We start from the raw sequence: 14165 nt of genomic DNA on the forward strand, positions 1-14165 counted from the left end.
CCCGCGCGAATGTGGCCGCCGTGCGCCTCGACGATCGCGCGGCAGATCGCCAGGCCCAGGCCCACGCCGGCGGTGGCCGACTCGCGCTCGCCGCGCACGAACTTCTCGAACAGCGCCTCCTCTCGGCCAGCCGGCAGGCCAGGGCCAAGATCGCTCACGCTGACGACCAACTCCTCGCCCTGCACCCGGGCGCCGATCGTCACCGCGCTGCCGGAGGGCGTGTACTTCGCGGCGTTCTCCAGCAGGTTGCACAGCACGCGCTCGATCAGCGCCGCATCGAAGCACACCAGCGGCAGGCCATCCGGCAGCTCGGTGCGCACCGGGTGGCGCGCCAGGGCCGGGCCAAGCGAGCGCAGCGCGCTACCCACCACCTCCTCGATCGGCTGCCACTGCCGGTCGAGTTGCACCGCGCCGCTCTGCAGTCGCGCCATGTCGAGCAGCTTGCCGACCATCGCGTTCAGGCGCCGCGCCTCCGCGCCGAGTGCCCGCGCCATCTCCTGCGCCTCGCCCTGCGTGCCGTCGACCAGGGTGTCGGCCAGGCCGTAGAGCGCCGCCAGCGGCGTGCGCAGGTCGTGCGACAGCGCCGACAGCAGCGAGTTGCGCAGGCGCTCCGACTCGATCTGGACCGTCGCCTGCTGCGCCACCTCGACGTAGTGCACGCGCTCCAGGGCGATCGCGGTCAGCACCGCAAAGGTCTCGAGCTGGCGGCGCTGCTCGGGGACCAGCAGCAGCCGCGGCTGCGTGGGCTGCAGCGCCAGCACGCCGCGCGAGCGCATCGGCGCCTTCAGCGGCAGGTAGAGCCAGGCGGTGCCGGGCAGGGTGTCGGTCCCGAGTCCGGCCGCGTCGCCGTGGTCGAGCACCCACTGGGCCGTGCCGAGGTCCAGGCCGGGCGCATCGGCGCCGCTGCGCGGCCACTGCAGGCGACCCGCCTCGTCCTGCAGGAAGGTGCGCGCGCGGCCCCGGAATTCACGTTCGATCGCCTGTTCGGCCGTGTGGACGACCTGGTCGGTCAGCAGTTCACCCGACAGGTCGCGGGCCAGTTCGAACAGCGCCCGCGAGCGCGCCTCGCGGTGCGTTGCGACGCTGGCCTGGTAGCGCAGGCCGGCGGTGAGCTGGCCGGTGAGCAGCCCGACCACCAGCATCACCGCGAACGTCAGCAGGTACTGCACGTCGGACACCGCGAACGACAGCTGCGGTACGACGAAGAAGAAGTCGAAGGCGGCGACGTTCAGGAAGGCCGCCAGCACCGCTGGGCCGCGGCCGAAGCGCAGCGCCACGCCCACCACCGCGAGCAGGAACAGCATCACGATGTTGGCGAGCTCGAACACCGGCTGCAGGGGCAGCGCCACCAGCGTGGTCAGGGCGCAGGCCGCCGCCGCCCAGAGGTAGCCCTCGGGCCGGCCGGGCGCGAGGCGGCCTTCTCCCTGGCGCTCGCGCGTCACCGGCATGGCGTGTCGCTGGCCTTCGCCGACTTCGATCAGATCCACGTCGGGCGCCAGCCGCGCCAGCCGCTGCGAGAAGGTGTCGCGCCGCCACCAGGGGCGTTCGCGGTTGTGGCCCATCAGCAGCTTGGAGAGGTTGTGCTCGCGCGCATGCGCGGCCAGCGCGGTCGCCACATCCTGCGCCGACAGCACCGCCGTGACCGCGCCCAGCTCGCCGGCGAGCTTCACCGTCTGCAGGATGCGCTCGCGCTGCGCGGCCGGCAGGCGCTGCAGCGCCGGTGTCTCGACGTAGACCGCGTGCCAGGCCACCGCGAGCTGCTGCGCCAGGCGCGCGGCACTGCGCACCACGTGGTCGGAGTCGTCGCGCGGCCCGATGCAGCACAGCAGCGCGGCCTCGGTCTTCCACACCGGCGCGATGGCCTGCTCGACGCGATAGGCCTGCACGTCGTCCTCGACGCGGTCGGCGGTGCGCCGCAGCGCCAGCTCGCGCAGCGCCATCAGGTTGCCCTTGCGGAAGAAGTGCCCGACCGCCCGCTCCGCCTGCGCCGGCAGGTAGACCTTGCCGGCCTTGAGCCGCTCGATCAGCTCGTCGGCCGGCGTGTCGACCAGTACAACCTCGTCGGCGCGATCGAAGAAGGTGTCGGGCAGGGTCTCGTGCACGCGGATGCCGGTGATGCCGCCCACCACGTCGTTCAGGCTCTCCAGGTGCTGCACGTTGAGCGTGGTGTAGACGTCGATGCCGGCATCGAGCAGTTCCTCCACGTCCTGCCAGCGCTTGGGGTGGCGCGAGCCTGAGACGTTGGAGTGGGCCAGCTCGTCGACCAGCAGCAGTGCGGGCCGGCGCGCCAGCGCGGCGTCGAGGTCGAACTCCGGCAGCATGCGGTCGCGGTGGCGCACCACGGCCGGCGGCAACAGTTCCAGGCCGTGCAGCAGTGCCTGCGTCTCGGCGCGGCCGTGCGTCTCCACCACCCCGGCCAGCACGTCGACGCCGTCGTCGCGCAGCTTGCGCGCCGCCGTCAGCATGGCGCAGGTCTTGCCGACCCCGGCCGACGCACCGAAGTAGATACGCAGCCTGCCGCGCGCGGCCCGCGCCTCGACGTCGCGAAGTTGCACCAGCAGTTGGTCAGGATCGGGCCGCGATTCGGTCATACGGCACCCACGCCGCCACGTTGTCTCACCCGCGGACGCTGCGGGTCCGGCTCCGCCGGCCCGTCAGCGTCGCTCCCTGGAGGGGGAGCGGCGCAGCCGCAACGGAAGTGGTCGTCCTCACAGCCAGCCCGACCGCCGGAAGCGCCACCACACGAAACCGCAGGTCGACGCGATCAGCGCCAGCGCCAGGGGGTAGCCCCACTTCCACTTCAGCTCCGGCATGGAGTCGAAGTTCATGCCCCAGATGCCGGCGAAGGCGGTCGCCACCGCGAAGATGCCGGCCCAGGCCGCCAGACGCTTGGTGACCTCGCTCTCCTCGATCGCCACCATCGACAGGTTGACGTGGATCGCGGTGCCCACCGTGTCGCGGATCGACTCGATCGAGGCGTTGATGCGTGTCAGGTGGTCCACCACGTCGCGGAAGTATTCCTGCGTGCCGGCGCACATCTGCGGCACCCGGCCGCCGTGCAGCTTGGCCGCTGCCTCCAGCAGCGGTGCGACCGCGTGCTTGAGCACCATCACGCGACGCTTCAGGTCGTAGAGCCGCTCGATGTTGGTCCGCGCCGTGCCCTTGACGAAGATCTGCTCCTCGATGGTCTCGAGCTCGGACTCGAACGTGTCGATGATGGGGAAGTAGCGGTCGACCACCGCGTCCATCAGCGCGTACAGCACGAAGCCGGATCCGCGCTTGAGCAGGTGCGGCTCGCGCTCGCAGCGGTCGCGCACGCCGAGGAAGCCCTGCGTGCTGCGGTTGCGCACCGACAGCACGTAGTTGGGCCCGACGAACACGTCGACCTCGCCGACGTTCAGGTCCTGGCCCACCGCCTCGACGAGATGCAGCACGGCAAACATCGAGTTGCCGTACTCCTCGATCTTGGGACGCTGGTGGCCGTGCTGCGCGTCCTCGACCGCGAGTTCGTGCAGGCCGAACTCGTGGCGCATCTCCTCCAGCTCCTCGGTGCTGGCGTCCTGCAGAGCGACCCAGACGAAGCAGCCGGGCCGCGAGATGTAGTCGCTGATCTGTTCGACGGGCAGGTCCGCGAGCTTGCTGCCGTCCTGGTAGGCCACGCAATTGATGAGCATGGGCGATTGTGCTTCGCGCGCGACGGCCTCGGAAGGACCCCTCAGGGCCGCCGCCCGTCCAGCGTCAGATTCAGCGCCAGGACGTTGACGCGCGGCTCGCCGAGGAAGCCGAACCACCGGCCCCGGGCATGCTGATCGATGAGCGCCAGCACCTCGGCTTCGCTCAGGCCGCGCGCCCGGGCCACCCGAGCGGCCTGGTAGCGGGCGCCGGCCAGGCTGATCTCCGGATCGAGCCCGCTCGCCGAAGCCGTGACCAGATCGACCGGGATCGGCAGGGTGTTGCCGGGGTCCGCCGCCCGGAGCGCCGCGATGCGCGCCTCGACGGCCTGCAGCAGCACCGGATTCGACGGCCCCAGGTTCGATCCTCCGGAGGCCTGGGCGTTGTTCGGCGTCGGCGCGGTGGCCGACGGACGGCCCCAGATGTAGCGGGCCGCACCGAACGGCTGGCCGATCAGCGACGAGCCGATGGGCCGGCCGTCCCGGAACAGCAGGCTGCCGGCCGCCTGCGCCGGGAACAGCACCTGGCCGAGCCCGGTGACGAGCAGCGGATAGGCGACACCGGTCAGCAACGTCAACGAAAGGAACAGCACCAGCGAGGCGCGCAGCAGGGTTTTCATGTCGAGATCTCCGTGTCAGACCCGGTGCGCCACACCGAGCAGCAGGTCGATCGCCTTGATGCCGGCGAAAGGCACCACCAGCCCGCCCAGGCCGTAGACCAGCACGTTGCGACGCAGCAGCGCGGCCGCGCCGATGGCGCGATAGGCTACGCCCTTCAGCGCGAGCGGGATCAGGAACACGATCACCACGCGTTGAATATCACCGCCGACAGGATGGCCGACGACGGGCTGGCGAGATGCATCACGTCGAGCGACTGCAACTGCGGGTAGGTGCTGGCGAAGGCCGCCGGGATGATGGCGAAGTACTTCGCCACGTCGTTGGCGATCGAGAAGGTGGTCAGCGAGCCGCGCGTCATCAGCAGTTGCTTGCCGGTCTCGACGATCTCCAGCAGCTTGGTCGGGTTGGAGTCGAGGTCGACCATGTTGCCGGCCTCCTTCGCGGCCTGCGTGCCGGTGTTCATGGCCACCGCCACGTCGGCCTGGGCCAGCGCCGGCGCGTCGTTGGTGCCGTCACCGGTCATCGCGACCAGCCGCCCCTCGGCCTGGTAGTCGCGGATCAGCTTCAGCTTGGCCTCCGGCGTGGCCTCGGCCAGGAAGTCGTCGACGCCGGCCTCGGCCGCGATCGCCGCCGCGGTGAGCCGGTTGTCGCCGGTGATCATCACGGTGCGGATGCCCATGCGGCGCAGCTCGGCGAAGCGCTCCTTGATGCCGCCCTTGACGACATCCTTCAGTTCCACGACGCCGAGCACGCGCGCGCCCTGCCCGCCCTGCCCGCCCCGCCCGTCGGACTGCGCCACAAGCAGCGGCGTGCTGCCCCGGCGCGCCACCTCGTCGGCGATGCGCTGCACCTCGGCCGGAAACTGGCCGTGCTGCGCCTCGACCCACTGGCGGATCGCCTCGCCCGAACCCTTGCGCAGTTGCCGCGCCGCGCCGTCGATGGTGCAGTCCACGCCGCTCATGCGGGTCTGCGCACTGAACGGCACGAAGCTCGCGCCCAGCGCCGCGAGTTCGCGCTCGCGCAGGCGGAACTTCTGCTTGGCCAGCACCACGATGCTGCGCCCCTCGGGCGTCTCGTCGGCGAGCGACGCGAGCTGGGCCGCACCGGCCAGCACCGGCTCGCTCACGCCTGGCGCCGCGAGGAAGGCCGAGGCCTGCCGGTTGCCGAGCGTGATGGTGCCGGTCTTGTCCATCAGCAGCACGTCGACGTCGCCGGCTGCCTCGACCGCGCGCCCCGAGGTGGCGATCACGTTGGCCTGCATCATGCGGCTCATGCCGGCGACGCCGATGGCCGACAGCAGTGCGCCGATGGTCGTCGGGATCAGGCACACCAGCAGCGCGACCAGCGCGGTGAGGGTCACTGCCGTGCCCTGTTTCGCCGTCTCCACGGCGAAGATCGACATCGGCAGCAACGTCACCACGACCACCAGGAACACGAGGGTCAGCGTGATCAGCAGGATGTTCAGCGCGATCTCGTTCGGCGTCTTCTGGCGTTTCGCGCCTTCCACCATGGAGATCATGCGGTCGAGAAAGGCCTCGCCCGGGTTCACCGAGATGCGCACCACCAGCCAGTCGGACAGCACGCGCGTGCCGCCGGTCACCGATGCGAAATCGCCACCGGACTCGCGGATCACCGGCGCGGATTCGCCGGTGATCGCGCTTTCGTCGACCGAGGCCGCGCCCTCGATCACCTCGCCGTCGAGCGGGATCGTGTCGCCGGCCTCCACCAGCACCACGGCGCCCCGGCGCAGTTCATCGGCCGGCATCGGGTGCCACGACGACCCATGGCGCGGCTGCTCGAGCTTCTTCGCGATCCCCTTGCGCTTCATGCCACGCAGCGAGGCGGCCTGCGCCTTGCTGCGGCCCTCGGCCAGCGCCTCGGCGAAGTTGGCGAACAGCACCGTGAACCACAGCCCCGTGGCCACCGCCAGGATGAAGGCCGGCGGCGCCTCGCCAGCACCGAGCAGCGCCTGGACGCCGAGCCCGGTGGTCAGCAGGCTGCCGACGTAGACCACCAGCATCACCGGGTTGCGCCACTGCAGGCGCGGATCGAGCTTGCGGAATGCCGCGCCGATGGCCGGCCGCAGCAGCACGGGGTCGAGGAGCGCGAGGGAGGTCCTGTCGTTGTTCATGGGGTTCTCCGCCGGCTCAGCGTGCCGCGGCCTGCATCAGGTGCTCGACCACCGGGCCCAGCGCCAGCGCCGGCACATAGTTCAGCAACCCGACCAGCAGCACCGCGCCGATCAGCAGCACGACGAACAGCGGCCCGTGGGTGGGCAGCGTGCCGGCCGTGACCGGCAGGCGCTTCTTGGCCGCCAGGCTGCCGGCGATCGCCAGCACCGGCACGATCACGCCGAAGCGGCCGCACCACATGGCCACCGCGAGCAGCAGGTTGTAGAACGGCGTGTTGGCCGACAGACCGGCGAAGGCGCTGCCGTTGTTGTTGGCCGCCGAGCTGAGCGCGTAGAGGATCTCGGTGTAGCCGTGCGGCCCCGGGTTGCCCATTCCCGCCGGGCCGGTGGGGGCGGTGAGCGCGACGGCCGTGCCCAGCAGCGCCAGCAGCGGCGTGACGAGGATGACGACGGCCGTCATCTTCATCTCGTAGGGCTCGATCTTCTTGCCCAGGTACTCCGGCGTGCGGCCGATCATCAACCCGGCGATGAAGACGGCCAGGATCGCGAACACCAGCATGCCGTACAGGCCGGAGCCGACGCCGCCGAACACCACCTCGCCGAGCTGGATCAGCAGCAGCGGCACCGCGCCGCCGAGCGGCATGAACGAGTCGTGCATCGCGTTCACCGCGCCACAGGAGGCCGCGGTGGTGATGGCTGCGAACAGCGCCGAGGCCGCGATGCCGAAGCGCGCCTCCTTGCCCTCCATGTTGCCGCCCGCCTGCAGCGCGCTCGCCACCGGGTCGACGCCCAGCGCGGCCAGCTGCGGATGGCCCCGCTGTTCCAGGCTCGTGACGGTGACGACCGCCAGCACAAACATCACCGTCATCGCCGCCAGCAGCGCGCCGCCCTGGCGCACGTCGCCCACCAGGCGACCGAAGGCGAACACGAGGCCTGCCGGGATCAGGAAGATCGCCAGCATCTGCGCGAAGTTCGACAGCGGCGTCGGGTTCTCGTAGGGGTGCGCCGAGTTGGCGTTGAAGAAGCCGCCGCCGTTGGTGCCGATCATCTTGATCGCCTCCTGCGACGCCACCGGGCCCATCGCCAGCGTCTGCGGGGGGCTCGCCGCGCCCTCCAGGGTCGACACGTCCTGGTAGGGCTGGACGTTCTGGATCACGCCCTGGCTCACCAGGAAGACCGCGAACACCAGCGACAGTGGCAGCAGCACGTAGACGGTGATGCGCGTCACATCGACCCAGAAGTTGCCGATGGCCGACGACGAGCGCGCGGCAAAGCCGCGGATCAGCGCGAAGGCCACCGCGATGCCGGTCGCGGCCGACAGGAAGTTCTGCACCCCGAGCGCGAGCATCTGCGTCAGGTAGCTCATCGTCGTTTCGCCGGCATAGCCCTGCCAGTTGGTATTGCTGACGAAGCTGACCGCGGTATTGAGTGACGAGTCGGCGCCGACGCCGGGCAGTCCCTGGGGGTTCAGCGGCAGCCCGCCCTGCAGCCGCTGCAGCGCATAGACCGCCAGCGCGCCCAGCGCATTGAAGGCGAGCAGCGCGAGTGCATAGGCCTTCCAGCCCATGCCGACTGCGGCGTCGATGCCGGCCGCGCGGTAGAGCGCCGTCTCGACACGGCAGAACGGCGCGAGCGCCTGCGGCAGGCGCCCTTCCGCCACCGCCGCGAGCCAGCGGCCCAGTGGCCAGGCCACCAGCATCAGCAGCGCGAGGAAGATCGCGAGCTGGATCCAGGCCTGCGAGTTCATCAGTAGTCCTCGGCCTTCAGCAGGGCGTGCAGCAGGTAGCCCAGCAGGCCGGCGGCGATCGCGCCGCCGAGCAGGTAGAGGCCGCTCACGACCAGTCTCCAAGCGAATCGCAGACCCGCACCAGCCCCGCGATCGCCACGACGAACAGGGCCAGCAGCCCCAGCATCACGACGTCCATGTGCACCTCCGGACAACGATGATTTCCATGCACGAGATGCTAGGAATCGCCGCCTCAGGACGGCGTACAAAGCTGCGCCGGGCGCATCAAGAAAGCGTAAAGACGGGAGGCGCAGGCTTCAGAACAGCGTCTGCTGCGCCGGATCGCCGGACGGCGGGCGGAAGCGACTCGTGTCGAGCACCACGCGCTCGCGCACCAGGCCCTGTCGTGCCTCGGCCTTGCGCACGCGCTGGCGGATCAGGTCGGCCCACGGCCCGTCGCCCTTCATGCGGGTGGCGAAGTCGGCGTCGTAGTCCTTGCCGCCGCGCATCTCCCGCACCCGCGCCATCACGCGCGCCGCGCGCTCCGGCACGTGCTGCTCCAGCCACTGGCGAAACAGCGGCGCCACCTCCCAGGGCAGGCGCAGCACGGTGTAATGGATGGACTTCGCCCCGGCCCGCGCGGCGGCCTCGACGAGGCGCTCGATCTCGGGCTCGTTGACGAAGGGGATGATGGGCGCCACGTTCACGCCCACCGGGACGCCGGCCTCGGCCAGTCGCTGCACGGCCTGCAGACGGCGCTGCGGTGAAGCGGCCCGCGGCTCGAGCCGGCGCGACAGGCCGGCATCGAGCGTGGTGACGCTGATGAACACCATCGCCTGCCCGCGGCGTGCGGCCGGCGCGATGAGGTCGAGGTCGCGTTCGACGCCGGCCGACTTGGTGACGATGCTGAATGGGTGCTCGCAGGCGGTCAGCACCTCCAGCACCGCCCGGGTGAGGCGCAACCGCCGCTCGATGGGCTGGTAGCGTCGGTGACCGAGCCGATGTTGATGGCGCTGGGCTGGTAGCCCGTCCGACCCAGCTCGGCGCGCAGTCGCTCGGCGGCATTGACCTTGGCGACCAGCCGGGTCTCGAAGTCCAGGCCGGGCGACAGGTTCAGGTAGCTGTGGGTCGGCCGCGCATAGCAGTAGCTGCAACCGTGCTCGCAGCCGCGGTAGGGGTTGATCGACAAACTGAAGGGAATGTCCGGCGAGTCGTTCGCGCTGAGCAGGGTCTTGACGCGCTCCTCGCTGACCTGGGTCACCGGCGGTGGCCGTTCGCCGTCATCGTCGGCGGCCGGTGATTCCCATCCATCGTCGACGGTCTCCCGCTCGTCGCGCTCATAGCGGTGAGCGATGCGCACGGCGATGCCGCGGCCCTTGATGGGGTCGGCCGGTGGCGCGGGTCGGATCGTGGCCATGAGGGCCACAGAATACTGTATTTTTATACAGTATTTCAGGAGCTCAAGCCAGTGCGCGCGCCTTCGCCCCGCTGGGCAGATCGAGCATCGTCGCAGTCCGTGCCTCGAACTCCGCGACCGGGAGGGCCGGCGCGAACAGGAAGCCCTGGATCTCGTCGCAGCCGGCGCGCTGCAGGAAATCGCGCTGCGCCATGGTCTCCACGCCCTCGGCGATCACGCGCAGCCGCAGTGCGCGCGCCACCTGGATCACCGCCTGCGCGATGCCGGCATCGCTCTCGTCGCCCGGCAGGCCCTTGATGAAGCTGCGATCGATCTTGAGCTTCCTGATCGGGAAGCGCTTCAGGTAGCCGAGACTCGAGTAGCCGGTGCCAAAGTCGTCGATCGCGAGCTGCACGCCGAGCCGATCGAGCGCGCGCAGGCGCTGCAGGGCCTCGTCGGCATCGCGGATCAGGATCGACTCGGTCAGTTCGAGCTCGAGCCAGGTCGCCGGCAGTTTGGCCTCGGCGAGCGCCGTCGCCACGCGATCGACGAAGTCGGCCTGCTGGAACTGCAGCGCCGACACGTTCACCGACACCACCATCGAGCGGCCCTGCGCACGCCACAGCGCGGCCTGCCGCACCGCCTCGCGCAGCACCCATTCGCCCAGCGCGACGATGAAGCCGCTCTCCTCTGCCACCGGGATGAACTCGCCCGGCGACACGTCGCCGAGGCCCGGGTCGCGCCAGCGCAGCAGCGCCTCGGCACCCACCACCGCGTTCGAGGCGATGTCGATCTGCGGCTGGTAGTGCAACCGGAAGTCGCCGCGCTCCAGCGCCAGGCGCATGGAGTGGTCCAGCTTCATGCGCGCCAGCAGGTCGACGTTCATCTGAGGCTGGTAGAAGCGGAAGCCGGCACGGCCTCGCTCCTTCACGCGGTACATCGCGGCGTCGGCGTTCTTGATCAGATCGTCCATCGACTCGCCGTCGTTCGGGTACATCGCGATGCCGATGCTCGCGGTGACGCTGAAGCTCATGCCCTCCAGCGTGAAGGGTTGCCCCAGCACCTCGAGCACGCGCCGCGCGATGGCCTCGGCGCCGCGCGCGTCGGTCTGGTTCAGCAGCATCACGAACTCGTCGCCTCCCAGCCGCGCCACGGTGTCGATCTGACGCAGGCAGGTCTTCAGCCGTTCGGCCACCTCGACGAGCACGCGGTCGCCGAACACGTGACCGAGCGAGTCGTTGATCTGCTTGAAGCGGTCCAGGTCGAGGAACAGCAGCGCGAACGGTGTCTGGTGGCGGTGCGACATCGCCAGCGCGAAGTCCAGGCGCTCGGCCAGCATCACGCGGTTGGGCAAGCCCGTCAGCGCATCGGTGAAGGCCAGCTCCTCGATGCGCTTCTGCGCCGCCACGGTTTCGGTCAGGTCCTTGAAGAAGCCGACGTGGCGCACGCCGGTCTCGCCCGGATCCGTGCCTTCCGCGGCCAGTCGCACCAGCGACACCTGCCCCGGCAGCGTGCTGCCGTCGGCACGGCGATGCCACAGCTCGCCCTCCCATACGCCGCGGAGCGCAAGCTGCTCGCGCACCAGCTCGAACCAGGCGGTGTCGGCGTCGTCGGCGCCGGGCGGGTGCAGCAGGGCCTCGGTGCGCAGGCCGACCAGTTGCTCGCGGCCAAGGCCGGTGATGCGCTCGCAGCTGGCATTGACGGCGGCGATGCGGTGCTCGCCGTCGGTCACGAAGATCGCGTCGAGGCTGGACTCGAACACCTGCGCGGCAAGTTGCAGGCGCGCGGCGCTGGCCAGTTGCTCGGTGATGTCGCGGAACGAGCAGACCCGGCCGATCGGCTGGCCGCGGCCGTACTGCGGCAGCACCACGCGCTCGAGCACGCGCCCGGAGCGCAGGCGCAGCACGTCGCTGGCCCGCAGCAGCGGATCACGATCCAGTTCGCCCAGACGCTCGACGAAACGCTGCTCGTCGACGACATGGCCGCGCATCCATTCGAGGATCTGGCTGTCGTCGCGTTGCGTCAGCAGCTCGACCGGCATGTCCCACAGCTGTGCGAACAGCTGGTTGCAGCCGCGGATCGCGCCGTGCAGGTCGGTGACGAGGATGCCCTCGGCGGTCGACTCGAGCGTGGCGCGCAGCTCGGCCACCAGCTTCTCGAGCTCGTCCTCGGCCTGGCGCTGGGCGCTCTGGTCGCGCAGGCCGAGCACGAAGATCGCCTGACCGGGACGCATCCAGATGCGGTTGACGCGCCGCTCGACGGGGATCATGCGGCCGTCGGCATGGCGCACGAAGCTGTCCGAGTGGATCTGCGGACCCTCGGCGGTGCCGACACCGGCCGCCATGTCCTCCCAGAAACACTCGTCCTCGGGCGTGGCCGACAGCTCGATCACCGGCCGACCGACCAGCGCCGACACCGGCTGGCCGAACAGGGCGGCCGCGGCCTCGTTGGCCGCGACGACGTGCAGCGTCAACGGCTCGACCAGGCAGACGGCCTCGAGCAGGCTGCCGATCAGCGGCTCCCACACGGGCGGGGGCGTCGTCATGCGGCTCCCCGGGCGTCGAGCGCGCCGGTCTCGCGGGCGCGTTCGAAGAAGTAGCAGACGCGCGGTCGCGGCGACAGGTAGTCGAGCGTGGCGCGCGGCAGGTGTTGCGGTTTCAGGCTGCGGCGGATGCCGAGCGTCGGCGTGGTCTCGAGGTTCAGCGGCACCGCCTCGTTGCGCGGCTGCTTGGGCTCGTGCACCAGCACGCAGGGCTTGAGCGGCCGGGCCGAGTTGACGGAGACGACCATGCCGTAACGGTCGTCGGTCAGCTGTACCACGGAGCCGGGCGGGTACACGCCCATCATCTTGACGAAGGCGCCGAACACCGCGCTGTCGAACTTGGCCTTCATCTGTCCGTACATCAGCGCCAGTGCCTCGTGCGGCGTGAGCGCCTGCGCCGGCGTGGCCGGGTTGCACAGGTTGTCGTAGCGATTCACCAGCGCGACGATCTTGGCCGCGGCGCTCATCCGGTCGGCGCCGAGCTTGAGCGGAAAGCCGGTGCCATCGGCGTATTCGTGGTGCTGCGCGAGCACCAGCAGCGCGCCGGGCGACAGCGCCATCTTGCGGCCTAGCGTCACGCCGTGCGAGACATGCTCCTGGTAGAACTGCCGCTCGTGGCTGGACACACTGGGCGACAGCGGGTCGAGCCATCGCACGCGATCGGGCAGCTCGGTCTTGCCGATGTCGTGCAGCATCGCACCGGTGCCCAGGTCGAACATCTCAGCCTTGCCGAGTTCCATCTGCTTGCCCAGCAGCAGCGAGATCACGGTGACGTTGATCGCGTGCATCGAGCCGCGGTCGCCCGCGCCCTCGTTGAGCAGGCGGATCGCCATTTCCTGGGCGCCGAGCACCTTGTCGAGGAAGCCGTTGACCTGCGCCTCGGTCTGTTCGCGCGCGGCCTGCGGCTGGCTGCTCGCCAGTTCGAAACTGCGCCTCAGCACGCGCCCTGCTTCGCTGTAGTGGCGTTCGGCCTGGGCCGCACACGCCTGCTCGGCCAGCAGGGCCTCGCGGCGCAATCGGCGCTCAGCGGCTTCGGGCGTTTCCACCGGAACGACAGGCGCCGCGTCGGCGTCGGCAGCCGCAGCTGCCGGCGCCTCGACGCCAGCGACCTCGGCGCTCAGCACGCCCTCGCCCACCAGGCTCTGCAGCGTCGTGCTGTCGCTGCGCTGCGGCGAGATGCGCACGCGGTCCAGGCCCAGCCCGCGCAGCGTCTCGAGCTGCTGCTCGGTCGAGATGCGGAAGTTGTTGAGCGGGAACGGGTGCTCCATCCACCCCAAGTCGAGGTGAACGTGGAGTCCGATCCGCAGCTTCCGAACGTCGATGGTGGGGCTGTCGTGCATGAGGTTCTGGCCGGGGAATAGCCCTGGCGTGCCCCTTTTTCGGCACTTGCCGGCCTTCCTTGAGCGTCACAAACCCGGCCCCGCTAAAGTCCCGGGCTCGAACTCCTGCCGAGCCCCGATGTCACTCACCGTCTGGTTGACCTTCTTCCTGGCCGCCTGGGCCATCAGCATCTCGCCGGGAGCCGGCGCGGTGGCGGCCATGAGCGCCGGCGCGCGCTACGGCTTCGTGCGCGGCTACTGCATGACTTTCGGGCTGGTTCTGGGCATCCTGACCCAGGTGCTCGCGGTCGGCCTGGGCCTGGGCGCGCTGATCGCCACCTCGGCGACGGCTTTCGCAGTCATCAAGTGGCTGGGGGTCGCCTACCTGCTGTGGTTGGGAGTGCAGCAGTGGCGCGCCCCGGCGGTGCCGCTGGTGCAGGCGACTGCCGAGGCGGCCGTTCCGCGCATCGGCACGCTGGTGTTGCGCGGCTGGATGGTGAACGCCGTGAACCCGAAGGGCACCGTGTTCCTGCTGGCCGTCGTGCCGCAGTTCCTGGACCTGGCCGCGCCGCTGGCACCGCAGTACCTGGTGATCGCCGCGACGCTGGGCTTCACCGACCTGGTCGTGATGGCGGTCTACACCGCGCTGGCCGCCCGCGTGCTGCGGGCGCTGCAGGCGCCGCGGCAGATCCGCTGGATCAACCGCGTGTTCGGCAGCCTGTTCGTCGCGGCCGGCGCGCTGCTGGCGAGCTTCCGGCGCGG

Annotated in this window: 8 protein-coding genes and 2 pseudogenes; 1 reads left to right on the plus strand and 9 read right to left on the minus strand. The window is 70.4% G+C overall.

Annotated features, from left to right (window positions below):
- The 9 genes and pseudogenes from kdpD to x551_RS11775 form a co-directional block, all read right to left on the minus strand.
- A partial coding sequence (gene kdpD / locus x551_RS11735; RefSeq protein ID WP_036248640.1) for a two-component system sensor histidine kinase KdpD occupies positions 1-2591 on the minus strand: 2591 nt, incomplete at its 3' end.
- Positions 2592-2708: 117 nt separating this feature from the next.
- Positions 2709-3674 (minus strand): magnesium/cobalt transporter CorA, encoded by a 966-nt coding sequence (gene corA / locus x551_RS11740; RefSeq protein WP_011830092.1) that lies wholly within the window; start codon positions 3672-3674, stop codon positions 2709-2711.
- Between the two features lie 41 nt (positions 3675-3715).
- Positions 3716-4291, minus strand: a complete 576-nt coding sequence (kdpC, locus tag x551_RS11745; protein WP_011830093.1) for a potassium-transporting ATPase subunit KdpC — start codon at positions 4289-4291, stop codon at positions 3716-3718.
- A 15-nt stretch (positions 4292-4306) separates the two neighbouring features.
- Positions 4307-6420: pseudogene (kdpB, locus tag x551_RS11750) on the minus strand (potassium-transporting ATPase subunit KdpB).
- A 16-nt stretch (positions 6421-6436) separates the two neighbouring features.
- Positions 6437-8167: a potassium-transporting ATPase subunit KdpA gene (kdpA, locus tag x551_RS11755; RefSeq protein WP_036233727.1), complete on the minus strand. Its 1731-nt coding sequence runs from the start codon at positions 8165-8167 to the stop codon at positions 6437-6439.
- Positions 8167-8256, minus strand: a complete 90-nt coding sequence (gene kdpF / locus x551_RS11760) for a K(+)-transporting ATPase subunit F (RefSeq protein ID WP_036233725.1) — start codon at positions 8254-8256, stop codon at positions 8167-8169. Before kdpF ends, kdpA begins: the two co-directional genes overlap by 1 nt.
- 207 nt (positions 8257-8463) lie before the next feature.
- Positions 8464-9563 (minus strand): annotated as a pseudogene (locus x551_RS11765) (PA0069 family radical SAM protein).
- A gap of 43 nt (positions 9564-9606) precedes the next feature.
- Complete coding sequence (locus x551_RS11770; RefSeq protein ID WP_036233714.1) at positions 9607-12087, minus strand: EAL domain-containing protein; 2481 nt, start codon at positions 12085-12087, stop codon at positions 9607-9609.
- Positions 12084-13424 (minus strand): HD-GYP domain-containing protein, encoded by a 1341-nt coding sequence (locus tag x551_RS11775; RefSeq protein WP_036233711.1) that lies wholly within the window; start codon positions 13422-13424, stop codon positions 12084-12086. The genes x551_RS11770 and x551_RS11775 overlap by 4 nt, the downstream gene beginning before the upstream one ends.
- A gap of 118 nt (positions 13425-13542) precedes the next feature.
- Here x551_RS11775 and x551_RS11780 point away from each other — a divergent pair.
- The coding region (locus x551_RS11780) for a LysE family transporter (protein ID WP_036248642.1) at positions 13543-14165 on the plus strand (623 nt) is incomplete at its 3' end.

This window comes from Methylibium sp. T29, from assembly GCF_000576205.1.
GTDB lineage: Bacteria > Pseudomonadota > Gammaproteobacteria > Burkholderiales > Burkholderiaceae_C > Methylibium > Methylibium petroleiphilum.